The organism is Candidatus Cryosericum terrychapinii (assembly GCF_003570925.1).
Classification (GTDB): domain Bacteria; phylum Caldisericota; class Caldisericia; order Cryosericales; family Cryosericaceae; genus Cryosericum; species Cryosericum terrychapinii.
This window is the reverse complement of record NZ_QXIS01000004.1, coordinates 37,611-62,177: the sequence shown is the minus strand read 5'-3', so window position 1 is coordinate 62,177 and position 24,567 is coordinate 37,611. Positions and strand designations below refer to the sequence as shown.

Annotated in this window: 26 protein-coding genes, 2 tRNA genes and 1 other RNA gene; 13 read left to right on the top strand and 16 right to left on the bottom strand. The window is 55.8% G+C overall.

Features of this window, described 5'->3' with window-relative positions; translation table 11 throughout:
* Positions 1-57: 57 nt before the first annotated feature.
* The gene (locus SMC7_RS00855; protein ID WP_119088493.1) at positions 58-639 is read right to left on the bottom strand and encodes a deoxynucleoside kinase; all 582 of its coding nucleotides are present in this window, start codon (positions 637-639) and stop codon (positions 58-60) included.
* A gap of 250 nt (positions 640-889) precedes the next feature.
* On the opposite strand from SMC7_RS00855, the gene SMC7_RS00850 reads away from it, so the two are divergent.
* Positions 890-2,605, top strand: coding sequence for a proline--tRNA ligase (locus SMC7_RS00850; RefSeq protein ID WP_119088492.1), 1,716 nt, complete (start codon positions 890-892; stop codon positions 2,603-2,605).
* Between the two features lie 70 nt (positions 2,606-2,675).
* Entirely contained in the window at positions 2,676-2,867 is a 192-nt protein-coding gene (locus SMC7_RS00845; RefSeq protein WP_119088491.1) for a ferredoxin, read from the top strand.
* Positions 2,868-2,946: 79 nt separating this feature from the next.
* Here the strand turns inward: SMC7_RS00845 and fabF are convergent, their stop codons facing one another.
* From fabF to dnaX, 11 genes are all read right to left on the bottom strand, one after another.
* The gene (gene fabF, locus SMC7_RS00840; RefSeq protein ID WP_119088490.1) at positions 2,947-4,191 is read right to left on the bottom strand and encodes a beta-ketoacyl-ACP synthase II; all 1,245 of its coding nucleotides are present in this window, start codon (positions 4,189-4,191) and stop codon (positions 2,947-2,949) included.
* 22 nt (positions 4,192-4,213) lie between these two features.
* Positions 4,214-4,456, bottom strand: a complete 243-nt coding sequence (gene acpP / locus SMC7_RS00835) for an acyl carrier protein (RefSeq protein WP_119088489.1) — start codon at positions 4,454-4,456, stop codon at positions 4,214-4,216.
* Between the two features lie 34 nt (positions 4,457-4,490).
* Positions 4,491-5,234 carry a 3-oxoacyl-[acyl-carrier-protein] reductase gene (gene fabG, locus SMC7_RS00830; protein ID WP_119088495.1) on the bottom strand — a complete coding sequence of 248 codons (744 nt, stop codon included), beginning with the start codon at positions 5,232-5,234 and terminating at the stop codon, positions 4,491-4,493.
* Positions 5,231-6,130 carry an ACP S-malonyltransferase gene (gene fabD / locus SMC7_RS00825; protein WP_119088488.1) on the bottom strand — a complete coding sequence of 300 codons (900 nt, stop codon included), beginning with the start codon at positions 6,128-6,130 and terminating at the stop codon, positions 5,231-5,233. Before fabD ends, fabG begins: the two co-directional genes overlap by 4 nt.
* 212 nt (positions 6,131-6,342) lie before the next feature.
* Positions 6,343-8,085, bottom strand: a complete 1,743-nt coding sequence (locus SMC7_RS00820; RefSeq protein ID WP_165845024.1) for a 30S ribosomal protein S1 — start codon at positions 8,083-8,085, stop codon at positions 6,343-6,345.
* 99 nt (positions 8,086-8,184) lie between these two features.
* Positions 8,185-8,535: a hypothetical protein gene (locus SMC7_RS00815; RefSeq protein ID WP_279386252.1), complete on the bottom strand. Its 351-nt coding sequence runs from the start codon at positions 8,533-8,535 to the stop codon at positions 8,185-8,187.
* Positions 8,536-8,882: 347 nt separating this feature from the next.
* Positions 8,883-9,260 (bottom strand): hypothetical protein, encoded by a 378-nt coding sequence (locus SMC7_RS00810; protein ID WP_207798672.1) that lies wholly within the window; start codon positions 9,258-9,260, stop codon positions 8,883-8,885.
* A 37-nt stretch (positions 9,261-9,297) separates the two neighbouring features.
* The gene (locus SMC7_RS07585) at positions 9,298-9,447 is read right to left on the bottom strand and encodes a lmo0937 family membrane protein (RefSeq protein ID WP_119088485.1); all 150 of its coding nucleotides are present in this window, start codon (positions 9,445-9,447) and stop codon (positions 9,298-9,300) included.
* A 157-nt stretch (positions 9,448-9,604) separates the two neighbouring features.
* Positions 9,605-10,207, bottom strand: a complete 603-nt coding sequence (recR, locus tag SMC7_RS00800; protein ID WP_119088484.1) for a recombination mediator RecR — start codon at positions 10,205-10,207, stop codon at positions 9,605-9,607.
* A gap of 3 nt (positions 10,208-10,210) precedes the next feature.
* Positions 10,211-10,522, bottom strand: coding sequence for a YbaB/EbfC family nucleoid-associated protein (locus SMC7_RS00795; protein WP_119088483.1), 312 nt, complete (start codon positions 10,520-10,522; stop codon positions 10,211-10,213).
* Between the two features lie 20 nt (positions 10,523-10,542).
* Positions 10,543-12,144 (bottom strand): DNA polymerase III subunit gamma/tau, encoded by a 1,602-nt coding sequence (gene dnaX, locus SMC7_RS00790; RefSeq protein ID WP_119088482.1) that lies wholly within the window; start codon positions 12,142-12,144, stop codon positions 10,543-10,545.
* Between the two features lie 93 nt (positions 12,145-12,237).
* Between dnaX and SMC7_RS00785 the strand changes: the two genes are divergently transcribed.
* The 8 genes from SMC7_RS00785 to SMC7_RS00750 all read left to right on the top strand — a co-directional run bounded on the left by SMC7_RS00785 (position 12,238) and on the right by SMC7_RS00750 (position 16,032).
* Entirely contained in the window at positions 12,238-12,834 is a 597-nt protein-coding gene (locus SMC7_RS00785; RefSeq protein WP_119088481.1) for a YdcF family protein, read from the top strand.
* 362 nt (positions 12,835-13,196) lie between these two features.
* Positions 13,197-14,462, top strand: a complete 1,266-nt coding sequence (gene hisS, locus SMC7_RS00780; RefSeq protein ID WP_165845023.1) for a histidine--tRNA ligase — start codon at positions 13,197-13,199, stop codon at positions 14,460-14,462.
* A gap of 65 nt (positions 14,463-14,527) precedes the next feature.
* Positions 14,528-14,703: non-coding RNA, 6S RNA (ssrS, locus tag SMC7_RS00775), on the top strand.
* A 30-nt stretch (positions 14,704-14,733) separates the two neighbouring features.
* A complete protein-coding gene (locus SMC7_RS00770; protein WP_119088479.1) occupies positions 14,734-15,180 on the top strand; it encodes a SoxR reducing system RseC family protein in 447 nt (148 codons plus the stop codon).
* On the top strand, positions 15,171-15,566 hold the full coding sequence (locus SMC7_RS00765) for a hypothetical protein (RefSeq protein ID WP_119088478.1): 396 nt from the start codon (positions 15,171-15,173) through the stop codon (positions 15,564-15,566). Before SMC7_RS00770 ends, SMC7_RS00765 begins: the two co-directional genes overlap by 10 nt.
* Entirely contained in the window at positions 15,563-15,808 is a 246-nt protein-coding gene (locus SMC7_RS00760; protein ID WP_119088477.1) for a YtxH domain-containing protein, read from the top strand. Before SMC7_RS00765 ends, SMC7_RS00760 begins: the two co-directional genes overlap by 4 nt.
* 70 nt (positions 15,809-15,878) lie before the next feature.
* Positions 15,879-15,952: transfer RNA gene (locus SMC7_RS00755), tRNA-Gln, on the top strand.
* 5 nt (positions 15,953-15,957) lie between these two features.
* Positions 15,958-16,032: transfer RNA gene (locus tag SMC7_RS00750), tRNA-Glu, on the top strand.
* Here the strand turns inward: SMC7_RS00750 and SMC7_RS07580 are convergent.
* The 3 genes from SMC7_RS07580 to SMC7_RS00730 all read right to left on the bottom strand — a co-directional run bounded on the left by SMC7_RS07580 (position 15,992) and on the right by SMC7_RS00730 (position 19,493).
* Positions 15,992-17,518: a recombinase family protein gene (locus tag SMC7_RS07580; RefSeq protein ID WP_413814579.1), complete on the bottom strand. Its 1,527-nt coding sequence runs from the start codon at positions 17,516-17,518 to the stop codon at positions 15,992-15,994. The genes SMC7_RS00750 and SMC7_RS07580 overlap by 41 nt on opposite strands.
* Positions 17,511-17,687 (bottom strand): hypothetical protein, encoded by a 177-nt coding sequence (locus SMC7_RS07305; RefSeq protein WP_165845022.1) that lies wholly within the window; start codon positions 17,685-17,687, stop codon positions 17,511-17,513. The genes SMC7_RS07580 and SMC7_RS07305 overlap by 8 nt, the downstream gene beginning before the upstream one ends.
* A 306-nt stretch (positions 17,688-17,993) precedes the next feature.
* Positions 17,994-19,493, bottom strand: coding sequence for a hypothetical protein (locus SMC7_RS00730; protein ID WP_126850683.1), 1,500 nt, complete (start codon positions 19,491-19,493; stop codon positions 17,994-17,996).
* A 1,218-nt stretch (positions 19,494-20,711) separates the two neighbouring features.
* On the opposite strand from SMC7_RS00730, the gene SMC7_RS00725 reads away from it, so the two are divergent.
* Complete coding sequence (locus SMC7_RS00725; RefSeq protein ID WP_119088474.1) at positions 20,712-20,987, top strand: hypothetical protein; 276 nt, start codon at positions 20,712-20,714, stop codon at positions 20,985-20,987.
* Between the two features lie 368 nt (positions 20,988-21,355).
* Here the strand turns inward: SMC7_RS00725 and SMC7_RS00720 are convergent, their stop codons facing one another.
* Complete coding sequence (locus SMC7_RS00720) at positions 21,356-21,760, bottom strand: hypothetical protein (RefSeq protein ID WP_119088473.1); 405 nt, start codon at positions 21,758-21,760, stop codon at positions 21,356-21,358.
* Positions 21,761-22,100: 340 nt separating this feature from the next.
* Between SMC7_RS00720 and SMC7_RS00715 the strand changes: the two genes are divergently transcribed.
* Together SMC7_RS00715 and SMC7_RS00710 are read left to right on the top strand one after the other, a co-directional pair.
* Positions 22,101-23,126 (top strand): YaaC family protein, encoded by a 1,026-nt coding sequence (locus SMC7_RS00715; RefSeq protein ID WP_119088472.1) that lies wholly within the window; start codon positions 22,101-22,103, stop codon positions 23,124-23,126.
* Between the two features lie 66 nt (positions 23,127-23,192).
* A complete protein-coding gene (locus SMC7_RS00710) occupies positions 23,193-24,236 on the top strand; it encodes a hypothetical protein (RefSeq protein WP_119088471.1) in 1,044 nt (347 codons plus the stop codon).
* Positions 24,237-24,567: the final 331 nt, after the last annotated feature.

The following is a 24,567-nucleotide window of genomic DNA, read 5'->3' as shown; positions in this document are numbered from 1 at the left end:
ATTCTAGGCCCATGCGCCAACATTGCAAGGATTTGTGAAAAAACAAACAACTCTACCCTAGATAGCACTCTTGACAAGCTGCAACACGTCAGCAGCATGGTCGAAGATATCCTCCTCGAAGACGACCTTGGGATAATGCCAGCCCCCGTAGAACTCCTCGTACTGCTTGTTCAGACCCTCCAGGTAGTCTCCGCTAATGTTCTCAATGCTGCGATTGCGTTTGCGGATGTTGGCAAGGAGTGTCGGGACGTCCCGGCGAAGATACACGAGCAGGTTGGGATTGGGAAGCCGGCGTACCATGAGCTGATAGAGCTTGTCATAGGTATTCCACTCGTCTGGCGACAGGAGTCCATCGCGCACAAGTGCCTTGGCGAAGATCTCGCGATCCTCATAAATGGAACGGTCAAGGATGGCGGGGACATCGCTCATCAGGACATGGTTCAGAATCTGCTCATACCGGAGAGCCAGGAAGCTGATCTGTGTCGCAAATGCCCAGCGACGCATGTCCTGGTAATAGCTGGGCAGGAATGGGTTGTCGCCGAACGCTTCGAAGTAGACGGAAAAACCAAGCTCACGCGAGATCATCTGAGCGAGCGACGTTTTCCCTGCACCAATGTTTCCTGCAATGACCAAGTACATGATTTCCCCCTGCGAACTATGTCCGAGAGCAGGCCTGGACTCAATCGCAGTTCACGCTCGCCAGTTTCTGAGGTCATGTCGAACACTGCGGTCTCCCCTAGCACTGCGTGTCAGTCCTTGCTCCCGTCAACGTCCAGGATCTGCTCCTTCCGATCCTCGTGTTTGTTCATATTAGCAGCAATCGATTCCCTTGCAAAACCGACCCTGCATCTATAATATATGCGCTCGTCTGTGACATCAGGAGGAAACCTTGTATCTGAGCAAAGTCTTTGCACCGCGTCTGCGTGAAGTTCCCCAGGACGCCGATACCATAAGCGGCCAACTCATGCTTCGTGCCGGCCTGCTTCGCAAATCGGCTTCCGGCATCTACACCTATCTCAATCTTGGTCTGCGCGTCAAGCAGCGTATAGAAGAAATCGTGCGCCAGGAGATGGACAGCCATGGCGCCCAAGAAATCCTGATGCCCTTGTTGATGCCTGCTGAACCTTGGCAAGCGACCGGCCGTTGGGATCTGTACGGTGACGAGATGTTCAAGCTGACTGACAGAAAGGGCCGCTCGTTCTGCCTGGGACCGACGCATGAGGAACTGGTCACGTCTGTTGTCGGTAGTGAGCGCCATTCCTACAAAGAATTGCCGTTCAACCTGTACCACATCACCAACAAGTATCGGGATGAGATTCGCCCAAGGTATGGGCTGATTCGCAGCCGAGAGTTCACGATGATGGACGCCTACAGCTTCGATCGCGATGAGGCCTCCATCGAGCTGAACTACGCCCTCATGTTTGAGGCGTACAACAACATTTTCCACCGCGTGGGCCTCACGTTCCGCCCTATCCAGGCAGATTCTGGCGCCATTGGCGGTTCGTCGTCCCACGAGTTCACGGTTCAGGCAGATAACGGAGAGTGTTCTTACGCTGCATGCGACAACTGCGGCTATGCTGCCAACCTCGAACTCTCGAAGGCGCATCCGGCCACGAGCCCCGAGAACGTTACAGGTACTCCGCCCGCCCTGGAAAGCATAGCCACACCTGGCATCCACTCCATCGAAGAGGTCACCCGCTTCTTTGCCGTCGATCCAGGCACCGTCCTCAAATCCATTCTCTATATCGCTGACGACAAACCCTGGCTCCTCGTGGTTCGAGGAGACGACGACATCAACGAGGTCAAGCTCCGGAAAGCCGTGCAAGCCCGCGAGGGCCGGCTGGCGACCGACGAGGAAGTACTGAGCATCCTCGGCGTTCACCCGGGTTCAGTCGGGCCCATGCAGACGGCAGTACCTGTTGTCGTCGACGAGATGGTTCGTCGGGACGTCGCCTATACGGTCGGAGCCGGCAAAGATGGGTTCCACATCAGGAATGCGTTCTTTGGACGGGACTTTGACTCGACTGTCGTGGCAGACATAAGGACCGTCCGGGCAGGGGACCTTTGCCCCGTGTGCGGCCATCCGTTGCATACAGCCACAGGCATCGAGGTCGGTCACACGTTCAAGCTTGGCACAAAGTACTCAATTCCTCTTCATGCCAGCTATGTCGATGAAGACGGCAGCGAGAAACCGTATTTCATGGGGTGCTACGGCATTGGTATCGGGCGTACGCTAGCCGCTATCATCGAGCAGCACCACGACGACAAGGGTATCGTCTGGCCAATGTCCGTCGCCCCCTTCCAGGTCGTTGTCGTTCCCCTCAACAAGGGTGACGATGCAGTCTGGCATGCCGCGCTGGAGCTCTACGAAGAACTCGAAAAGGCTGGGATTGACGTCATTCTTGATGACCGAGGCGAGTCGGCTGGTGTCAAGTTCAACGATGCCGACCTCATGGGTTTCCCAATCCAGGTTGTCGTCGGCAATTCTTTCCTCAAGACTGGCAATTTCGAGGTCACTCTCCGCAGCAACAAGACAGACAAGAAAGCCGTCGCTGCCTCAGAGGCAATCGCATTCATTATCGACCTGGTGCGAACGACAGAGTAGCCCAGGCAAATTGACACCCAGCTGTTAACCAGTAAAATAGAAATATAGCATCTATGCCAAAGGAGGAACCATGAAGGTTTCAATCGATCAGGAGGCTTGCATCGGGTGTGGCGCTTGCGTCGCCCTGTGCGATACGGTATTCAGACTCAATGATGAACTCGGCAAGGCCGAGGTCATCTCAGGTGCCGATTGTGGTGCTGCCGGTTGCTGCAAGGAAGCCGCCGAATCTTGCCCCGTCGCCTCAATCACCGTCGAAGAATAGTCTGCTACCCCATAAGCTACCAAGAAATCTCGTCAGTGATATGCTGACGGGATTTCTTGGTTTCCAGACAGTGGATACGCTATCCTGCGTACCGCCCCAGAACAATACAGACGTTGTGACCCCCGAACCCGAACGAACTCTTGAGGATATATTGGACGTCGGATGAACGTGCAACATTCGGGACGTAGTCCAACGGGCACTCGGGGTCGAACGTCGCATAGTTGATGGTGGGATAGATCAGTCTGTTCTTGATGGTCAACATGCAGGCTACGGTCTCTACGGCGCCGGCAGCACCCAGCAGGTGGCCGGTCATAGACTTTGTGGAACTCACGGGAACAAGATGAGCTCGGCCTCCGAGTAATGTCTGCAACGCAAATGACTCCGTCCGGTCGTTCGCCGGAGTCGACGTCCCGTGCGCATTGACGTAGTCGATATCGAGTGGAGAAAGCCCTGCACGCTCGATAGCAGTACGCATGGCCCGTACGATCTGTTTCGCCTCAGGATCAGGCGACGTCATATGGTACGCATCGGATGTTACTGCCTGAGACAGGATTTCGCCATAGATGCGTGCCCCTCTGGCAAGCGCATGGTCAAGCTGTTCCAGAATCAGTATTCCTGCGCCTTCGCCCATGACGAATCCATCGCGTTCCTTGTCGAAAGGCCGGGAAGCATGTCCGGGGTCATCATTCCGCGTAGAAAGTGCGCGCATGTTGGCAAAAGCTCCGATGCCGGTCATTGTCACCGCCGCATCGGACGCCCCCGTCACGATGACGTCTGCGTCGCCTCGCCGAATAGCCTCGAGAGCCTCCCCCAGCATCTGGGTACCACTCGCGCAGGCACTGACGACTGAGCTAGTCCCTCCATAGAGCTTGAACCGCTGAGCTATGGTGCCCGGAATGGAATCCACAAGCATCTTCGGAATGAGAAACGGGGAGAGGTGCGAGGGCCCTCTGACAGCGGCCTGCAACACTTCACTTTCCAAGGACTCGCCACCACCTATACCACTCGTGACATATACGGCGATTCGTTCCCTATCCTCAGCCTGCAGATCCAGCCGTGAGTCCAGTAGAGCTTCCTGCGCAGCTGCAAGCGCCAGCTGTTGTACGCGGTCGGTACGTGCAACGTCACGCTTTTCGAAGTAGTCCTCCGGGTTGAAGCCCTTTACTTCGCCTGCGATACGACAACTGATGGCGCTTGCATCGAACCGCGTGATCGGCGCCACACCTGAGACGCCAGCCGCGAGTCCCGCCTCAAACGCAGGGACGTTGTTTCCGATCGGCGACACAATACCGAGCCCCGTTATGACGACTCGGGTCCGCTCCATAGAAATCCTGTCTCCTGCAGCGTCAGGCAATGTGGGACATCACGTAGTCGACTGTCTGCCCCACGGACGCAATCTTCTCGATGTCCTCGTCTGGAATAGATGTTCCAAAAGCGTCTTCCAGTGCCATTGTAATGTCGACCAATGCCAGAGAGTCGGCACCAAGGTCCTTGACGTATTGAGCCTCGTCAGTAACGCGAGACTCTTCGACGCCCAGCTTTTCCTTGGCAATCTCTACTACCTTCGAGCGGATTTCTTCCTTGGTCATCAGATTCCTCCTGAGAAAAGAATATCCAAGCGCTTCAGAGAGACAATCCCCCGTCGACCACGAGCACTTGGCCGGTAATGTACGAAGCGTCTTCACTTGCAAGGAACGCCACAACTTTGGCAACGTCGCCCGGTGTCCCGGCCCGCCTGAGTGGAATACTGGCAAGATACGAGGATACGGCCTTATTGTCAAGCGGGCTCGTCATGTCTGTCTCCACAAATCCAGGCGCAACGACGTTGACGGTGACCCCGCGTGGTCCTAGCTCCTTCGCTGCTGTCTTCGCAAGAGCTATAACGCCTGCCTTGCTCGCAGCGTAGTTGGCTTGTCCGGCGTTCCCTCCCAGCCCAACTACCGACGAGATCAGCACAATGCGCCCGGATCTCTGAGACATCATATGACGGGCAGCTGCCCGCGTTACGTTGAACGTGCCGGTAAGATTCGTTCGCAGCACGTCGTTCCACTTCTCATCCGTCATCCGGACAAGCAAGGCGTCTCGGGTGATACCGGCGTTGCTGACCAAGATGTCCAGCGAACCTGTCAGCATGATACTCCGCGCAACCAGGCTGTCGGCCTCAGCGACGTCCCCGACGTCCGCTTGGACTGCTTCACAGACCCGACCCATCGCAGTGATAGCCGTGACGACTTCTTCTGCCGCCACGCGGTTCTGGTGAAAATCGATGATGACAGTGGCTCCCTGCGTGGCCAGCTCGAGAGCAATGCCTCTACCGATGCCTCGGGATCCACCCGTAACCAGGGCCGTCTTTCCTTCGAGCGTCATTGCCATATCTCGTCTTCCACGGCTCTGACGTTTCCTCCAGGAACCGCCTTCCGACCAAGCGCCGTCAGCACACCTTTCGGCCCGACCTCCAAGTACTCGCTCGCTCCCATGCTCTGGAGTGCCTCCATCGTACGCACCCACTGCACCGGGCTCTTGAACTGCGCAACAAGGCACTCCCTGATTGCCTCGGGGTCATCTTCTGATAACGCTGCCACATTGTTCACAACGGGAAAACGAGGCCGGGAAAACGGGATATCATGTACAATCGCCTCAAACTCGGCGGCACCACCAGCCATGATGGACGAATGAAATGGGGCACCCACCCGGAGCTTGATCGCACGTCCTCTGCCGATCTCCTTCACGGCCCCAACGACGCGGTCCACAGCAGCCATCTCGCCAGACACGACCGTCTGGTCGGAAGCGTTGTAGTTGGCGACTTCCACGATTCCGGACCGACGTCCCTCAGCAAGAACACACTGCAGATCGTTGTCGTCCAATCCTACGACGGCAGCCATCGTACCCGGCGACCCAGATACAGCTCTTGCCATGATCTCTCCACGTTGTCGCACGAGTCGAATGCCATCTTCAAACGTGAAGACGCCGGCACAACACAGCGCGCTGAACTCCCCCAGGCTGTGACCGGCGGCAACATCGCAGCTCATACCCCTGCTCGCAAGTGCCTCGACCCATGCCATCTCGGTCGCAAAGAGGGCAGGCTGGGTGTTCTCGGTACGAGTCAGCGCCGCCTCGTCACCTGCTTCGACGAGGTTCCATAGGTCAAGACCAAGCACGTCACTTGCCTGTCCAAACAGCCTGCGACTCAGAATCGGGTCGATTACTTTACCGGCCATTCCCACGTATTGCGAACCCTGCCCGGGAAACAGAAATGCTATCATGACTGCCTCCTTCTGTTGTCAGCGCCCATTACTACTTCTTACACCAAGGAACCGCGAGGAGGCCAGAACCCATCATTCGTCGATGCCACCCACGGTAAAAAAAGACAGAGTCCAGTTGCCACACATCTCTGCGTGGTACTGCGACCCCGTCAATCTGAACCTATCTGGAAGTATTCTTCTGGAGAAGCAGACCAAAAGGCCAGGGTCGCCAGTTAGGCCTCTGCAGGCCCTTCTGTCTCTTCGTGCCGGACAGCCTCTTCGGTCGACATGGGTTCGGCTGCCCCGGACTCGACGGGTTCGACGACTTCGGGCTCGACATTGTCAACGGCGGGGGCTTCGGGCTGGACGACTTCGGGTTCCACGGGCTTGGCCTCGACGACTTCGGGTTCGACATTGTCAACGGCGGGGGCTTCGGGCTGGACGACTTCGGGCTCGACATTGTCAACGGCGGGGGCTTCGGGCTGGACGACTTCGGGTTCGGCCACCGCGGACTCGACGGGTTCGACGACTTCCGGCTCGACATTGTCAACGGGGGGGACTTCGGGCTCGACGTTCTCAACGGCGGGGGCTTCGGGCTGGACGACTTCGGGCTGGACAAACGTGCTGCCAGTTGCATCCGTATCCGAACCAGTTTCCACCGACGGCGTCTCCTGCCCGGGCTCACGTCCGAACAAGCTCTCGTTGCCTTCCACGCCCTTCATGCTGAGCTTGACCTTGCGTTCGTCCTTCAGGACCTCGAGCACACGAACTTTGAGAATGTCTCCCACATTCAGCACATCCTCGACCTTGCGAATTTTGTCGTTGGAGATCTGTGAAATGTGCAGGAGCCCGGTAACTCCTTCTGAAAGTTCGATGATTGCTCCAAAGGTCAGGATGCGAATCACTGCCCCCTCGAGGATCATGCCGACGGGATAGTCTTCCTCGATGGTTTCCCAAGGATGTGGCTTCGTCTGCTTGATGCTCAAGGAGACCTTTCCCGTCTCCGGGTCGACCTTGAGAACCTTAACCTTGACCTTGTCCTTCTTCTGGACGACCTCCTCGACAGGACGGCGGCGACCGTAAGTCAGCTCTGAAAGATGGACCAGACCTTCGACCCCGTACCCGATGTCCACGAACGCACCAAACTCAGCGATACCGTTGACAGTGCCCTCATAGATATCTCCTGGCTGGATCTTTGTGAAGAACTCCTTCTTCTGCTTCTGGCGGATAACCTGCATCGCTGCACGATGAGAGGCGATAATCCGGCGAAGTTTCTTGTCGAACTCGGTGACCTTGACAGGAATGTCCTGGCCAACCAGTGAAGGCAGGTTATTGCGGTAGTCGCTGGCGACCTGTGATTGAGGCAGGAAACAGGGCACCCCGATGTCAACAAGCAGACCACCCTTGATGGCCTTGGTAACTTTGGCAGTGACGATCGTCTGTTCGTCGAAGTACTTCTCGACATCGGCCCAGACCTCTTCCTGATCAGCCTTCAGCTTGGAAAGGACTGCCGTACCTTGTTCATCCTCTTCCTTGACGACGGCCACCTTCATCGTTTCGCCAACGTGCGCGATTTCGCCGACAGCTACATCGGTTCGCATAGTCAAGCGGTTGAGCGGGATATAGTAGTCTCCCTTTCCACCGGCATTGACCATGACCCCGTCACGCTCGAGCTTGACGACGGAGACGTCAATGACGTCCCCACGCCGTAGCAGGCGTGGCGCGTATCCCGCCTTGGGTGACAAGTCTGCGGCAAGGGCTGCCTCACGCTCGGACGCCTTGATCTCGTCATCTGCAGCCTCGACTTGTTCGGTCTCGGTTTCGGCCTTCTCTGGTGTGGCCGCTTCTTCTGGAGTCTTTTCCTCTGCCACGTCGGCAGCCGGTTTGATCGGCTGTGCGATTTCGTCAAGCAGGTTTTTCACATCAAAGAGTCCGTCCGTTTCACCTGTAGTTTCTGTTGCAACGTGTTTATCCATGTCCACCATGTTAACCCCTCTAGATTAAGGATGAATGAAAATCAGTCTTTGAGTATAAAGCAAAAATGGATGCTTGTCAAACCCTTGAAAACCGCGTCACTACCCGCTGACATTGGATTTGTCAGCAAGAACGGTCGTGCCGGAAAACCGGGCAGCTCCGCCAAAATCATCCTCGATCTCCGGCAACCGATTGTATTTCTCGATACACTCCGATCTCGACAATGACCCAGTCTTGATCTGCCCGATGTTGAGACCGACGACCAGGTCAGCAATGAATGTGTCTGACGTCTCACCGGAACGGTGAGAAATGACAGCCTTCCAACTGTTGCTGACCATCATCCCAGTCTTGTCCGGCGTTCTGGACAGCGTCCCCGGCCAATTGAGTTTGATAAGGACTGCGTTCAAGGCGTTGTCTGCAATGTCCCGCGCCACACGCGGGGGTGAGACCACATAATTGATGCCAACTAAAACTTCTTATAGGTGGATTGACGCAATAGATGTATGTTGGACCTTTTCACATCATTCATGTGCCTTGGACAGGTAAGAAAAGAACTTATCTCTGCATCTAGTCCTCCAAGAACACGGACCTCTGCATCCGTTCTGCAGAGACATTCTTACTAATGCCGATTCTTCTCGAAATTATACCCAGTTGAGTCATTATCTGGTGTTCATTCTTAGAGGACCGGGACACATTTGACCTATAAACAATAAAAAGGCAGATTGGCAAAAAGCCCACTCTGCCTGGCTACTACTCAGTGTCAATCTCGTACAAATCAGCGACTCGTTTGACTAGGCGCTCACTTTCCCTGTACGTCGTGCCCGGTGGTCTCCGTCCTCTCCACGCGGGTTCCTGTGTGCGGCGTCATCAATCTCAGGACTCCCCATGCAATCAGGCCAATGACTACCATCACGATGAGAGTTGCAGGCTCAAAGATCGCCGTGGTCTCTGCGCCGGCGGTAGTGCCCCGGGAGAAGATGCCTTCAAAGATGCTCACAAGAAACTGAGTGACACCATAGATGCCACGTACAAAACCATTGTTCGGGTTTGCTCCAAGCCCTTTGAAAATCAAGCGAAAGGCCAGAACAACTTCAATTACAGCGAAGATTACGCCAACAATTCGTTTTGAGGTATTGCTTTCGGCTTTGGTATCTTGTGTCTCCGTCTGCTGGGTCACTGTTCTACCTCCTGGTAGCTAGAGTGTCCTCTTCCCGCTAATCGTGTCTATTCCCTCTAATCAGGTTTACCACAACTGCAATGATCGCAAGTACGAGGAGAATGTGAATCCATCCGCCCAACGTATACGAAGAAACCATACCGAGGATCCACAAGACTACGAGAATAACCGAAATTGTCCATAACATACTGTGTCACTTCTCCTTTGTCGATATTCTGCGCAGAAGGTTCTTGCGCGCTGAATATTTTGGCCAATACAACTTTGTTAATTGTACCACTAAACTGGAGAACTTCCATTTTATCCCATAAACCTGCATCCACATACATTCCTGACAACGCGAGATTTCAGGTTTGGACGTCTGTCCTCTTCTCGAGCGCCTGAGTCAGCGTGAATATATCAGCAAACTCCAGGTCACTCCCCTTGGGGATACCCGTGGCAATGCGCGTGACGCGCACTTCCGATGCAGCCAGCAACTTTGCGATGTACATCGCAGTGATGTCGCCGTTGAAGTTGGGATTTGTGGCAACAATGACCTCGCGCACATCGTCCAGGTGTATGCGTTCGACAAGGCGGCCCAGCTGCAGTTCTCCGGGCCCCACACGAGCTATCGGGTCGATCCGGCCGTGCAGAACATGGTAGAGGCCACGGTAGGCCCCGGTTTTCTCAATCGCAGAGAGGTCGCGTATCTCCTCGACAACACACAGCACTTTCGCGTCTCGCGACGAATCTTGGCACACTTCACACAGATCGCCTTGAGCAAAATTGCCGCACCGTCTGCAGAAGGTTATCTCGCGCTTCGCAGCCATCAGAGATTCAGCAAGGGCACGTATGTCGTCCTCGGGCTGGTCCAGTAGATAGAACACCAGCCTGTCAGCAGCCTTCGGTCCGATGCCGGGCAGACTGCTCAGTCTGGCAGAAACCTCGATGAAACGCTTGGGCAGGAACACCGCTTACCCGAGTCCGGGAATATGGGGCATGCCGGCCGTGACTTTCTTCATGATCTCTTCGGCCTGACGGTCCGCCTCCGTCTGAGCTTCGCGCACGGCAGCGACGACAAGATCGGCAGCCATCTCAGCGTCGCCAAGATCGAAATCCGCCTGGATGCTGATACCGATGAGGTCTTTCTTGCCATTGACGACAGCCGTGACGGCACCTCCCCCGGAGGTGGCAGATATCCTGCGATCCAGCAGCTCCTGGTCGGCGTGTGCTGCATCTTCCTGCATCTTCTGGGCCTGTTTCATAAGATTGTTGACGTTGTACATATGGCTCCTCCCGTATCACCTCAGGAGTCGAACAGCGACTCCGTCGCGTCGAACGTCTTCTTGAGCAATTCCAGCTTGTCGTCCACCGGAACCTCTGCCACGGGTTCCTGCTGCGCAGGCTCCTGGGATCCCTCCTCGACCAGCCTGACCTGGTCGACTGCATAGGCGGACCGCGCCGCTGGGACAAGAACTTCGTCCTGCTTCTGCTCGAGCATTGTACGGAACAGCTTGGTCTTGGGACCGAGAACAATCCGCAGGACGCCCTGGTCGACCCCGACTTCGCGAACATCGAGCGCCTGCAGCATCACCCCGATGGGCTTGCTGGCGTCAGAGACAAGTGCCTTGAAGTGCGTCCACTGGTCTGCAGGCCCCCCTGCGGATGTGCTTCTGGATTCTGGAACTGTATCGTCAAAACCGTTGGAAGACACTTCAACAATCTTCTGTACAGTCTCCATCTGCCGAACCGCAGGCCTCGGCGCATCCTGACTACTCGTGAACTGCACTCCACGGGAAACCTCTTCATGCGAACGATCGAGACCCATTGGCAGGTCGAGGGCTATTGCAAGTAGGAACGCCTGGACAAGAGGGTATGGATCCGACAGGTAAGCTGACTGCTGCTGGATTCGTGCAAAGGCCGCTGCAAGGTCCACCAGAGTTGTGTCCTGGAACGCCTTGAGACGATTCGTCGAAGCGTCATTTGAACTCCGAGTCCGGAGCGTCACCCTATCAAGAATGTACCCGCTGATGAGAGCAATTGTCCTCTCAAGTAGGTCAGCAGGCTCAATTCCGCTTCGTTCCAACTGGTCGAGAACGGAACTGACTGTCTTCGGATCGCGAGAGAGCAGAGCCTCGACAAGCAAGGAAATGTTCTCTTCAGTTGGCAGCCCCAGCAGGTCCAGCACCGCCGCGCCAGACACGGCTTCGGCCCCAAACACGGAGAACTGGTCGACAAGACCTATAGCGTCTCTCATCGAACCCGCGCTCAGCGCAACAATCTGGTGAAGGGCCTCGTCGGTTATGTTTGGAGCCTCAATGTTCCGAAGGCCCTGAAGGTATTGGAACATAGCCGTTTCCGAAATCCGCTTGAAGTCGAACCGCTGACACCGGGACAGGATCGTCTCGGGCAGTTTCTGAGGTTCCGTCGTTGCGAGGATGAACACGACGTAGTCGGGCGGCTCCTCGAGCGTCTTCAGAAGTGCGTTGAATGCCTGGACGGTGAGCATATGGGCCTCGTCGATGATGAAGACCTTCTTGCGACTGCGAGCCGGCACGAACCTCGTCGACTCGCGCAGATCCCTGATCTCGTCGATACCCCGGTTGCTGGCGGCATCGATCTCGATGACGTCGATGTCCGTCCCTGAGGTGATCGCCCTGCAGTGCTCGCACTCCATGCACGGATGGCTGTTCGGTCCCTTGTCACAATTCAGGGCTTTGGCCAGAATACGGGCAACGGTCGTCTTGCCGGTACCCTTGGGACCGGCAAACAAGTATGCATGGGAGGTCCTGCCAGTGTCGACAGACCCTTTCAGTATACGTACGACCGTCTCCTGACCAATGACACCGTCAAACGTGGTGGGACGATACTTTCGGTATAGTGAAACGTAGCGCTCAGTGGATTCCATGGTGTCTGTAGTATATTACCCGCACACGTCATTGCAAGAAAAGCTCCGACCACGACTTCTTGAGGCGCTGAGGCGACAGCCTATACTATTTGAGTGAAACGATTCTTCCAAACACTCATCATACTCATATGTACGGCAGGCGCCGTTCTCGCTCTGACCTACGCGGGCATCGACTTGTATGGGTACAAACAGCAATCCGAGCGGGCTGACGTGATTTGTCTGTTCGGAGCTGCGGTCTGGGGAGACAATCCATCGCCGGAGCTCGAAGCGCGCATCTTGTGGGCAGCTCGGCTGTATCGCGAAGGACGCGCTCCGCTGCTTTTTCTGTCCGGAGGCCCTACGGGGTCCAATCTGACCGAATCGGACGTCATGGGGGCTGTCGCTATCGAGCAGGGGGTCCCTCGCAGCGCCCTGATATTCGACAACGCAGGCGTCACCACAGCTCAAACGCTGATAAACCTCAAGCGCTACATGCAGGGGAACGCCCTGACCTCTTGCCTGATGGTCTCATCGCCCTTCCACATGGCGCGAATCATGGTGCTGGCCCGCCTGAACCGCCTGCAAGCATTCACCTGCCCACCCGCTGAGACACCTGTCTGGCTCAGTGTCCACCAGAGAGCAAGGGCAATAGCCCGCGAGGAGCTTGCACTGTTCAAGGACCTGCTTGTCTTCGCCGTGTCGCCTGATTAGCGGAAACGCCTTGTCAATGCGATACGGACAAAGCCCGGATGGGCAGCCCCAGCAAGCGATACGCCACGGCTGACCCTCAGTGCTCCTAGTAACTCCCGCGCCGGTTGCGAAGCGGCCGTCATGTCGAGGCCCTCAAGCCGTCCTGCATGCCGTCGAATGTCGTCGGGCAACAGAGATGGCGCCCGACCCACTACAATACTGGTCGGCAGCGGCTTCCAGACTGAATAATGCTTCCCGTCTCCACTGTGGTTCCTCACGTGTTGCAGTCAGCAACTGCTCCAGGCTGCTTCCCCACAAACAGGTCGGTTTTCTTTTCGCACCCAGCAACTATACTGACTAGCATATACGTTTGGAGGATCGTCATGATCAAGTCAGTCAAGGGAACCAGCGACATATTATTACCTGAAGTCCTTCTGTGGCAGTATGTGGAGAGAACCATGGCTAACACTGCCAAAGTCTATGGCTACGAAGAGATCCGCACTCCGACCATCGAGATGGAGGAGCTTTTCTCCATGTCGGTTGGGCAAAGCACCGACATCGTCGAGAAGGAAATGTATGCCTTCCCGGACAAGAAGGGGCGTCATCTCGTGTTGCGCCCTGAAGGCACAGCTGCAACGTGTCGCGCATACATAGAACACCAGATGAATCTGCAGCCTTCTCCGGCCAAGTTCTACTACATGGGGTCGTTCTTCCGATATGAGCAGCCTCAGAGTGGGCGCAAGCGCGAGTTCCACAGCTTCGGGGTCGAGGCTCTCGGCGAGCAATCGCCAGTTCAGGATGCAGAAGTCATCGACATGGTCATGACGATGTTGTCAAGACTCGGCCTGGCGCATCTGTCCGTTGACATCAACAGTATCGGCGATGACAACTGTCGACCCGCCTACAAGGAAGCCCTCCGGGCTGCGCTGGCAGCGCATGAGGGCGAGTTGTGTGAGGACTGCAAGAGACGCATGAGCGACAATCCTCTCCGCGTGCTCGACTGCAAGCGCGAAGATCCGTCACTCCTGGAATCGCTGCCAAAGTCCGCGGACTATCTGTGCACAGACTGCGAGGACCATTTTCACCGCCTGCTGTCGACTCTCGACGCTCTGAAGATTCCCTATCGCCTCAACCACAAACTGGTCCGAGGCCTTGACTACTACACCAAGACCGTATTTGAGGTTATCTCTGAGGATCTCGGTGCACAGAATGCCCTCCTGGGAGGTGGCCGCTACGACTATCTCATCCGTCACCTGGGAGGACCGGCTACTCCTGCCGTCGGCTGGGGTCTTGGACTTGAACGCCTGACTTCTGTGCTGACAGCGCGCTATCCGGAATTCACTGGTTCACTGGCAATCCCCCTGGCATACATTGTTCACTCGGAAACAGCCATGGCTGTCGCCTTCGAGTTGAGACGCACCTTGGCCGGCGCGGGCTGGGCCCTGGATCTGGATATGCGTCAGGATGGGTTTGGAAAGCAACTGGCACGAGCGTCCAAGAGGGGAGCGCGCATGGCACTCATCCTCGGTGAAGACGAGATTGCGGCGGGTACCTGCGCGGTGAAAGACCTGACGTCAGGTTCCCAGTTGACGGTAGCATTGGCGGACGTGGCCGCTTGCCTTGCCAGTGCTGTCCAGAAGCAGAGCTGAAAGCATTCAGATGTGCCCGGGGGCTTGCGTTGGTTTTCCTGTGTTTTCAGGTATAATAGTGTTGTGTCACCCTGCGATGCCCGTGAACCACTTGACGGGTTTGAGCCAACACAAATCACTCGGAAGCAGATGCCCTGTGGATACGAGCGCTTCGCAGTGTTCTTGAAGCAGGGAACTTTATGCTCCCACCTGCTTAGGCAGGTTCAAAAGCTTCGTCAAGGCACGACCTTGTGGGGTGGCCTCTTGATACGTGAGCCAGTGCAGGATTTATATGCAGACTGATCGAGGTTTGGTGATCGCGCGCCATGGAGACGCCGTCACGATTCGACTGCTGCCACGGGACGGATGTGCGTCATGCTCTCTGACCCAGTTCTGTATAGGCAGCAAGGAGAGCAGCCCGACTGTCAGGGCGACTGCTTCCCCCGAGATTGCTCAGGGAGACCTGGTTGAAGTGTCGCTCGACGATTCGATTATTCTCAGGGCCTCTGCGATTATGTACGGGGTTCCACTGGTTGCCTTTCTAGCAGGAGTATTCGGCGGTTATGGATTCTCATCCTTGGCAGGACTGAGCGGAAGCCTGTCCATGGCCCTTCCTGTTGTGGCCGGATTCGTCATGCTGATCCCCGGCATTATCCTTTCACGCAGGGTTGCCATACGGTTGAACCCCACTGCCACTGTTGTAAACAAACTCGATCAGGAGGTGGCCATATGCCAGTGAACATGAATGCAATCTGGGTACTAGACATTGTTATCGTCCTCGGCATGATCTCCGCAGCCATAGCCGTCCTCGTCCTTGGACGCAAGCTTGGGGAGTTCTCAAAGAGCTTTTCTGCCACGATGGTCGACGTGCAGAAACAGGCTAACGATCTGAAGTCGGAGGCAGTCAGACTGATGCAGTCGACCCAGGTCTCAGAGCAACACTTCGACCAGTTGGCAAGACAACTGACGAAGCTCACGGCATCTGCCGATAAGGCTGTGAGAGTATTGCCCGCGACAGCTTCCAGCCGAGATAGCGGCCTGCTGCCAAGAATGATGGGCACTGCCATAAGTGTGGTGTCGGCGTACAAGATTTTCAAGTCCATCTTCCTAAGGAGGAAATCATGAGTGGGCGCAATGATTGTGGATCGTTCATGGGCGGACTGCTGATGGGTGGCATTGTTGGAGCCTTGGTGGCGTTGGTCCTCGCCCCCCAGAGTGGAGAAGAAACGCGCAAGTTGCTGAAAGACAAGGCTTTCGAACTGGGTAAGGAAATTAGCGATCAGACCGAAACCATCAAGGAGAAAGGTCGCGAACTCCTGACGCAGGATGGAATCGAGATCGAGGAATCCACAGACACCAATCCCTGAGCTCCTCCAAGAAATTTCACGCCCAGGCATCTTGATTCAGGGCAAGTTCTTGATATACTCTCGGTTGTGTTGGGGAATCGTCCAACGGTAGGACAGTAGCCTCTGGAGCTACCGATGATGGTTCGAATCCATCTTCCTCAGCCAAGTATGGCGCTGTAGAACAGTGGTTAGTTCGGGGGGCTCTCAATCCCCAAACAGGAGTTCAATTCTCCTCGGCGCTACCATCTTGCTTCTTTGCATTGAGAATACCGTCTTCCGCTGTATGCAGAAGGCGGTTGTGCAGGTTCCAAAACCAGCCTCGCCAAACGTAATTCCTTCTGGGAACAGGAACCTTTGGAACTGCTGCTTGGTCGTTAGGCTAGCCTTCTGCCAGAACGTCGCCATGTCCTGAAGCACTGCCAATCCCCTCTTAATCACTTGCTCGGGCACCGTCTCTGAGCCTTCGGTCGCAGCTATCTGTCTCTGGATGTTGTCGCTCTCCTGTTCGGCCTCAGAGATGAGCCTCTTGGTGTCTGAATCGGAGAACACTCCTGAAAGGGACTTGTCCAATATCTGCCGGTGGCGCGTACCCAGCGCTGCGAGCCTCGCCTTCAATTGTGCCATATGTTTCGCGCCCATCGACCTCTTGGATGTCAGGTTGGCCTTGATTGCTATGTCTAGCATCTCTGTCAAAGCCGGCTTGAGGCTCAGGTCACGCAGGAGCTGGGTGAACCGACTCTCCACCTCTGCTTTACCTAAGCTCCGTTCCCTGCACCGAGAGCAGCGGTAGTAGCCGTAGCTGCCTCCGTGGCCGGTCGAGTTACTGGCTGTGAGCAGTGCCCCACATGTCGCGCATCTCACCATGCCGCGCAGGGGAAAGTCGGGGTTATTGATGCGGTAGACCACCACCCTTCCTGTGCTCTTCGCCCGGTGCAGCTTCGGTTGTACTCTCAGGAACAACTCCTCAGGGACTATGGCTTCGAAGTCGCCATGCACGGTCTCCCCGAAAGCCGTGAAGGATCCTGTATACGTCCTGCGCGTCAACAGCTTCCGGAAGCCGTTGACGCTCAGCGTGTTCCTCTTCCGGGTCCTGAGACCCTCCCTTGTCACCTGTCGCCTAGCCTCCGGGACAGAGAACCCTGCATCGACCAATTCGAACGACTTGCGTACGAGCCGAACGACCTCGGGAGCATCGAGAACGAGGCTCGGAAGGTTCCTCGAACCACCTTTGACATATCCTAGGGGAGGTCCTGTAACATACCTGCCTGCGGCTACAGCCGCGACCATCCCGTTCCTGCACCGTTCACTCCGAATGTCATTGTCAAACTGCGCAAACCCGGCGAGCTGATTCTCCATGAGCTTGCCAACGGGAGTGTCCTCGAGTCTCTCAGTGGCCGAGAGCAGGCGCAGCCCGTAGCGCATAAAGAGAAGTTTGAGCTCGGCATGGTCCAACGTATTGCGCGCCAAGCGGTCCACCTTGTAGACGATGACCGCGTCAAGATGCCGTGAGTTGACTGCAATGTACTTCAACATGGTCTGCAGTTCGGTCCGGTTGGCGTTTTTGGTACTCTCCCCTCGTTCGACGAAGACCCTGTTGATGTCATAGCCGAGACGGCCTGCATAGTCGCGGCAGCATTGCTCCTGGGTATCTAGGCTGAACCCTTGGGTCTGCTCTTTCGACGAGACGCGTGTGTAGATGACAACCCCCTTTCTTTCAGTTGCCTCAGTCATTGAACCTCCCTTCTTCTGTCGCTTCAATTAGCAGGCACGCCAAGAAATTGAGTTCCCTGACTACCTGCTCGGCCAGATCCCCGGTGAGCCCCATCCTGTCGAGCTCTGCCTGCATTTTCGCACGAAGGACCGCGTCGTCAACCATGCCCTGCTCAGCTTCCTTCCTCATGGCACTTCGTGCACCAGGTCCCAGAGCGATGCGTCACCACTCTACACCGCTCGCTGATTGATGTGCAGGGTTGCGTGACACATGTGTCACATGTTTTCCAGTGTTCTCTATTGCCCTTCATATATCTCTCCCTCTCTTCTTCCTTTCCTCTTGTTTGGAAAGAAGGAGTGAGTGCAGCACGTGCGGCACGACTATGCTTAACGATTCTTCTAGACTTGCTGCAGGGTGTGTCGGACATTGCTCGTTCTGCGGCACGGATGCGGCACACTCGGCACTCGCAGGCTTGCTCATTTCCGCACCAAGAGCTCATGATGGCTCTTGCACCCGTCTCAGCTCCACGAGGCGACCTTGGTTGGAGCGGCTCCGGGTGATGCTGATGCCACGTGCTCGCTCCAAATCTGGTGCCAGCCTCGTCAGAGCGTTGCTCAGGGCTCGAACGGTGTTCGGGAACCAACTCGGAATAGGCTTCATCTTGTCGCAGCCTGCTTGCTTCTTCAGTGCAACATGGAGTTCTGTGATCGTGCCCATCCAATTCGATCCCTTGCTCACCAAGGTCCCTAGCAGGCCAACCAGCTCGCTCTGTTCATCGACGGCAACTCGACTCGCAGAAGAACGGTTCTCGGCGTACGCACGCATAAACGCGCCTTTGTCGAATCCAAGTACCTCCTCCGCCCACACAACCCATTGGGCGAAATCCGCCATACGAGGTTTCGCTTGCAGCTGGAACCTAGGATCGTGCTTGTGCTGAAGAACACTGACCATCGCATCAAGTAGTCCACCAAGAATGAGCGGGTGCAGCTGTGTGAACATACCCCGCAGCTCGTCCTCCGCCGTGCGGCCCCTGAGAGGCTGTAGCCGAAGGATAATGGCTCGGTCCAAAAGGTCGCCGCGAGTCGTCAGGTCGTCGATCCCGTTGAGGACAATGGGGCGGGCGATTGTCAGCCGGCTCTCGCCCCAATTCGTGTACAGCGTCCTCGCCGCAAAAGACCCTCCGCTGTTGAAGTTGCATAGAAGATCTGCTAGCCACGACGTCAGGTGTGACACATTGTTGAACGCAATGACGTGCTGTCCATATGTGGCAATCGCGACGTTCTCAGCCTTGTCGGGGCATGTCCGTAGAGGTGTCGTCGTTGGGTCCACGGAACTCTTCAGGAACAGCGTGGCAGTGCTCTTCCCTGATCCTTGCGGGCCCAAGATCATGAGCACCGGATACGGCCCCGCCGGCATCAGAGTGCCGAACAGAGTCCCCACATACAAGACGAGATCGTCCCCATCCATGTTCACCAACGGAGCGATAACCTGCTTGGCAACGTAACCGCCTTGGGGCATGGGCAGGGGTAGCTGCCCCTTCGGGTGGATGAATCGGATGTTGGTCCCTCGTACGACCGTCCAGCCACGGCTGGTGACCTCGACTGTATCTCCGGAGAGCGTGGCGAGATCCAGATACACGGTCTCTCCGTCTTCTGATGCGCCCACGCGGTTGAACACGGGGTGAACGACACCCGACGTACGGCACATTGCGCCTATGCTTTCGATGCAAGTTCCGATCTCGCCGGAAGAAGCAGGCTTGCGGGTCTCCTGCAGCACGAGCATAAGGAGCATGTCTGCCAGATCCCTGGATTCAACTGGCAACGTCTTGCCGTCCATCGTCACGTACGCTTGACCATCAGGGTCAATGTAGAACTCATTGATGCGGCTGCTTATGAGACGATAGATCGCAGGCAGTCCAGCAGGCTGTGACGATCTTTCAGTCCCAGACTGTGCAGACGCTGTCTTGTCCTTGTCAAGGCTCCCGATAGCATTCATGTCCGAACTATAGTGACGCATCGTAAGGCGTCAATGCTGCAAACTCGCATGAATACCTCCGTTCGGGGTCAACGGCCCATGTCAACGGCCCGTGTCAACGGCCCGTGGCGTTGCTCATGTGCAGCGTACGGGACGTCATGGATAGCAATGGCGCGCCGTGCTCAGTGTCTTATTAGTACGTATTCACATATGTCGAGGGTCTGGAGTCCGGTTGTGACCAACAGGGATCCGGTATGTGCCAACCACGCACCTGCTGTCCAGCCTGTCCACCATGGCCTAGTGCCGATGGTCAAAGTCCCCCCGGAATGTGCTGCGAGAATGTGCCCGAATCCCGGCCAAATTGGGTAGCTTTTTCGCCTCCGAAAGGCTTGCTTCCGTGGGTAGGAATAACCGGCCATTTGTTCACGATTCCTTCAACATTGTTGCTTCTCCGTCGGGTTGGGATTCGTTTCGCAGATTCCCCCGCTTGTTCTTCGTGGGGACAGAGTGAGTCTCGATAGGAACGAAGGCGTCAGCCGTAGGAGCGACTGGAGGCTTAGGGGCTCGAGTCCATCACTATGGCGCGAGCGAGTGTATTTCGCTTCTTGTAGCGGAACATAGAAGCGAGTGAGAAGGCCGTGGATAATGTCTAACTTGAGCTTGGCCGGCCGCGTTTTCGACCTACTCCCCCTGCCGTGGGAGACGGTTGCGCTGGTTCACGCCCGTACTCACCACCGTTCGGAATACGGTTGTTCCCCGGTTGGTGCTCGCGCCAGATCTCCTCTTGCAGATAGCTCGGTGAAATCCTGTCGCGAGACGAACAACCATGATCAGGAACCGCTGTCCTACGCCCGCAACCCATAAAGATTCTAATCCCCCTCTCTTATTCTCTCCCCCTTTGTTTGATCTCGTGACACTCATGTACTCCATCATGTCTGGCGAGTTCCCTGGGTCTGAACTGGACGACAGCGTGCCTCCTGCTCTGAACGTAAGTGCAGCAATGGCTTGCACAAGCTACGCCTGGAGTTCTGCAACTGCGGCCAGTTCCAGCCACACGGCTGCTGTCAAGGCCTCTTGCAGCGAAGCTGCCAGTGACTAAGGCATGCATGGTTGCGACAGGCTAGTGTTGGTCACTCCTAACAAACGCGAGTGCAAGACAGCCTTCCACAGGGAAAAACGTCGAAAAGCCGGACAACGTTAGTTGTCCAGAAGGACACTGCGTATGCGAGGGAGGTAGAGATGGACCCAGAGGAAATCAGGAAAGAAGAGATGAGATTGGCTCAAGAGATGTTGGATGGTGACTCCGCACAAGCCAAATGGCTGATAGCGCTCCTGGGCAAGGATGTTGAAGTGACACTCGTGGTTGGCAGGCCTACCAGAGGAAAACTGGGCAGCTTTGACGGTGAAACACTCGTCATCGAGCTCGACACTGGAACCAACGAGACGATACTCGTATTCAAGAGTGCCATCCTGTCTGTGGAAGAGTCTCTGTCGGAGCCGGGACTGTTGGCATAGTACTCGGCTGCCCCGTTCGCCGCCAGGTTGCTGAGAAGAAGGCACTGTCCTTCATTCTGCCAGATGAGAACTCGACGTCAACCGCTAGAAGGGCGACTCGGACAAGGTCAAGAGCCACCAAGGACTGCTCGCTTGGTTATTCGGGAAAAGAGTGCGAACCAGCTAGGCGCGCTCCGCGGGCGTTGTGTACGTTCAGACGCACCCGGGAGTTGCCTGCACGCATACCCGACTCGACGCTCGATACGTCAGAGTATTCGAGTCTTCAGAGTCTAACTGGGGCTAGCGGGCGTCCACTCAGAGGCATTGCGGGCAGCGAGAGAAAGGGCTGCCCGCAATGCTTTCGTGAGCTCGGACGCGATTGAGACTGTCTAAGAGCCGAGCAATCTGCGGACGAGCCATTCGACTACTGCTGTGGCTACTGCGCCAGCTAGGAAGATAAGTCCTGCGGCGAGCCAACGGGGAAGAACCTTGCGGGGAGATGGCAACTGTTGTTCACGGACGTGGGCACGGCCGGCGTCTGTCAGTTCGATATCCAGAATGCCGAAAATGGCTCCATCGCCCTCAGCAGGCCTACAATCAACGAGTCCCTGTCCGAACAGCCCTGCTTTGGATCCTACGATGTTCAGGAGAGTTTGCTTGTCCGCACCGTCAAGCCTGGAGTTTGCTAGGCGTACAAGATCGTCAATCCCTCTTGCTCTTGCTCCAATGTCTTTCGCGTAGAGGGTTTGCAGTACTACGTCTGCGTATTCCTGATTGCTCTGTTTGCGTGCCATGTCGCCTCCTTCAACGACTGCATCGGAAACGTGTCGACTCCTCCAGTTCCAAACAATATCGTGGCATCGATGGCAAGCCACGCATAGCGAGACGGAGCAGAACAAACAAGTCGACTGAAGACCCCAGGAGCTTAACTGTTCAGGGAATTCGCAAGCTTGACGATGTCGGCATGGGCGCGCCAACGGAAATCGCGCAACTGATGACGACGATGTTCCATCTTGCCCCTTTGGCGTCCTTCTTATCTGACCCCCTTCCATGGCTGGAATTCCCTAACGATGCTACACTAGTAAAGTAAGTGACACCACGGCTGTCTTGGTAACTGACGCTGAAGGGGGCAGTATGGACGAACGAACCGTCTACTCTGAGCATCCTGAAACTACACAGTGGGAAATGCTAATGCAGTATTCCTATGAGTTGAACGTTGCCAAGGAGCTGTCGAGGAGAAGGCACAGTGGCCCAGAGAGCTTGCCAGCGGCCATTGCAGGTGCTTTCTCGCAAGCATATGAGTACTTTCACACATCGAGCGCGTCTTCGCTCTACACATCGCCGCTTCTCGTCTACTATGGCATGGCAAATCTCTTGTCTGGTGCGTGCCAGATGATGGCTGGGAGTCTCCTAGAAGTCGAGGGACACGGTATGTCCATGTTGCCGATCCCGAAGGATCGGCCACCGGAACATCTTGCAGATGTCACGATCTGCCCCAGTGCGAGTGCTACAGGAGCATTGTCAGTCTTCGGCCACCTCCTTTGTCCACAACTGGATATCAGTCGATTGGGCGATTGGACATTGAGCGAGCTGTTTGCACGTATACCCGACCTGTATGACGAGTACTACGGTTTCTATAGGGCATCTTTCCCGGGTTTGATTCCTGTTGCGAGGGGCACGGATGGGCGCGTTGTCGTCGATCGCGTGGAGCCAGAACTGCTCGAGAGATACCCGCAGTTGCCCGAAGCCCTGGACGCAATTCCCGGCTTGTCCAGTGCCTATCTGGATCCTCAGGATGTCAACATGGGTGGCCACCGCATCGTACTGTACAGGAGATCCAGTGGATCAGACATTACATTGCGAGCCGTGTCTGGATCTCTCTTTCTATGCACAGGGCATGGACCTACGCACGCCAATCCCGCTCCAATCCAGGAAATCTTGCTCTATATGACTTCCTTTGCTCTTAGCTTCCTGAGCAGATACCACCCAGAGCTTTGGAATCCATTTGTGAAGACAGATTTCACCGGCGAGAGGCTTGTCTTCGCAAAGTGCGTCGACGTTACCAGAAGGACGTTTCCAAACCTCGTACTCAACCAGCTATTGGGATACTCGGTCGAGTTTGGCTCAGAGCGGGAACAGCCCAAGGCCATCAAGATCTAGCACCGTACGCGACCATGTCAGGCCACCACGGGCATGAAGCACACCTCACAAGAATAGGAGATAGGCATGAGTAGCGTGAAGACCGTGGCATTCCAAGTTTGCGACATAGTCAAGGGAACGGAATTGCGAAACGGCGTTTTCGATGTGCTGAAGCAGCTTGAGACCGCGAGCCCACCCGACAATGTCGCGACAGTACCACTGTCCTATATGGCGCAGCGTCGGTACAAGCAATTCCTAGGTTATCTTGAAGTGCACTTTCAGCGTCAGGTCTTCATGGAGGCACACACTGACATCCGAATCCCAGGTCTCTCAGATGGCCAACTTGGAGCGTTGGCAACAGCACACAAGCTATTGAACTGGATTGTCAAGAACGTGGCTAGCGATGTCTTCAGGGGCCGGCTAGACCTGGCATCGACAGTAAGTCCATACTACGGAGCAGATCCAAATTGGTGGGCTGCGGCACGACCACTTGACCAATCGTTGCGCGATGCGATCCGTGAACTTGCTGAAGCCATCGTGCAGGACGTACCCGCGAAGATTGTCGCGCGGAGCGTGGCAGATCTCCCAAGAACAATGTTCGTTGGTGAATTGGACCTTATTGTGAGGACCATAAACGGAGTGGAGATGAACATAGGCAAGGCTGGCGTCGATGATGCCCCCAGCGACCTGCGTGACACTGTTGAGAGGGGAAGAAAGAGAGATGCAGAAGGACTGGTGACACTGTTCTCCTTTGGAGAGCTGTGTCTCAGAGCTCAAATCAAAACCGCTCTGCAATTGCTGTATCAGCAGTTCGCTACTTCGAAGCTCGCCGCTCTGAGCGAGAAGAACATAATCGATGTGACATATGATGGTTCGACCGTGGTAGGTCCTGGCCTCATCGTAAAGGCGCAAGCATCAGCGGAAGTCATGGGGGTTCCAGCTGGAGATGTAATCGTAGTAGAACATAAGGATTCCCGACCGCATGCCTTTGCGAGCGTGGAGGCATTCAACATGTCCCTTGACAGTCAAACAGGAGGCGTAGACACTTTCAACCTACGCGTATTGGACGATTCGCTTGAGCCCTATTCGGGACTGGTTGCATCGATTCTTCGAGTCCAGCGAAGAAACTAGGTGATTCGCCCAGGCAGTGATAGGGCCTACCTGCCTATGACATGAAGCTGGCATGACGGGAGCGCTGTGTCGTGGCGTTTCCACTGCCCCAAGCAACTATGCGGGCTTGCAGCCACGAAATGTCGCGACTTTGCCTCCTCGCATGAGTGTACGTTGACAAGGAGACTCTCCCCTAGGCGGAAGAGCAAGCACCTATGTTTATTGCTGGCTCTCTGGACAGCCAACGCGACAGAAAAGTTGTTGGGGAGAATGTGGCAGATGATTCGCAGATGGCGCGACTCAACTGCAGATGTCGCGCCGAGTCGTGTTTCGGGCATACCTCTCTTCTCGG

Bases quoted from the DNA above. Each gene is read 5' to 3' on its own strand.
- fabF (WP_119088490.1), bottom strand. From the start codon at position 4,191: ATGGAGCGGACCCGAGTCGTCATAACGGGGCTCGGTATTGTGTCGCCG.
- SMC7_RS00760 (WP_119088477.1), top strand. From the start codon at position 15,563: ATGAGTGGGCGCAATGATTGTGGATCGTTCATGGGCGGACTGCTGATG.
- dnaX (WP_119088482.1), bottom strand. From the start codon at position 12,144: ATGGAATCCACTGAGCGCTACGTTTCACTATACCGAAAGTATCGTCCC.
- SMC7_RS07585 (WP_119088485.1), bottom strand. From the start codon at position 9,447: ATGTTATGGACAATTTCGGTTATTCTCGTAGTCTTGTGGATCCTCGGT.
- SMC7_RS07305 (WP_165845022.1), bottom strand. From the start codon at position 17,687: ATGAGGAAGGAAGCTGAGCAGGGCATGGTTGACGACGCGGTCCTTCGT.
- SMC7_RS00795 (WP_119088483.1), bottom strand. From the start codon at position 10,522: ATGTACAACGTCAACAATCTTATGAAACAGGCCCAGAAGATGCAGGAA.
- SMC7_RS00710 (WP_119088471.1), top strand. From the start codon at position 23,193: ATGAGTAGCGTGAAGACCGTGGCATTCCAAGTTTGCGACATAGTCAAG.
- SMC7_RS00855 (WP_119088493.1), bottom strand. From the start codon at position 639: ATGTACTTGGTCATTGCAGGAAACATTGGTGCAGGGAAAACGTCGCTC.
- SMC7_RS00765 (WP_119088478.1), top strand. From the start codon at position 15,171: ATGCCAGTGAACATGAATGCAATCTGGGTACTAGACATTGTTATCGTC.
- SMC7_RS00730 (WP_126850683.1), bottom strand. From the start codon at position 19,493: ATGAATGCTATCGGGAGCCTTGACAAGGACAAGACAGCGTCTGCACAG.
- fabG (WP_119088495.1), bottom strand. From the start codon at position 5,234: ATGACGCTCGAAGGAAAGACGGCCCTGGTTACGGGTGGATCCCGAGGC.
- SMC7_RS00770 (WP_119088479.1), top strand. From the start codon at position 14,734: ATGCAGACTGATCGAGGTTTGGTGATCGCGCGCCATGGAGACGCCGTC.
- SMC7_RS07580 (WP_413814579.1), bottom strand. From the start codon at position 17,518: ATGACTGAGGCAACTGAAAGAAAGGGGGTTGTCATCTACACACGCGTC.
- SMC7_RS00725 (WP_119088474.1), top strand. From the start codon at position 20,712: ATGGACCCAGAGGAAATCAGGAAAGAAGAGATGAGATTGGCTCAAGAG.
- fabD (WP_119088488.1), bottom strand. From the start codon at position 6,130: ATGATAGCATTTCTGTTTCCCGGGCAGGGTTCGCAATACGTGGGAATG.
- acpP (WP_119088489.1), bottom strand. From the start codon at position 4,456: ATGACCAAGGAAGAAATCCGCTCGAAGGTAGTAGAGATTGCCAAGGAA.
- SMC7_RS00720 (WP_119088473.1), bottom strand. From the start codon at position 21,760: ATGGCACGCAAACAGAGCAATCAGGAATACGCAGACGTAGTACTGCAA.
- SMC7_RS00715 (WP_119088472.1), top strand. From the start codon at position 22,101: ATGGACGAACGAACCGTCTACTCTGAGCATCCTGAAACTACACAGTGG.
- SMC7_RS00845 (WP_119088491.1), top strand. From the start codon at position 2,676: ATGAAGGTTTCAATCGATCAGGAGGCTTGCATCGGGTGTGGCGCTTGC.
- SMC7_RS00820 (WP_165845024.1), bottom strand. From the start codon at position 8,085: ATGGATAAACACGTTGCAACAGAAACTACAGGTGAAACGGACGGACTC.
- hisS (WP_165845023.1), top strand. From the start codon at position 13,197: ATGATCAAGTCAGTCAAGGGAACCAGCGACATATTATTACCTGAAGTC.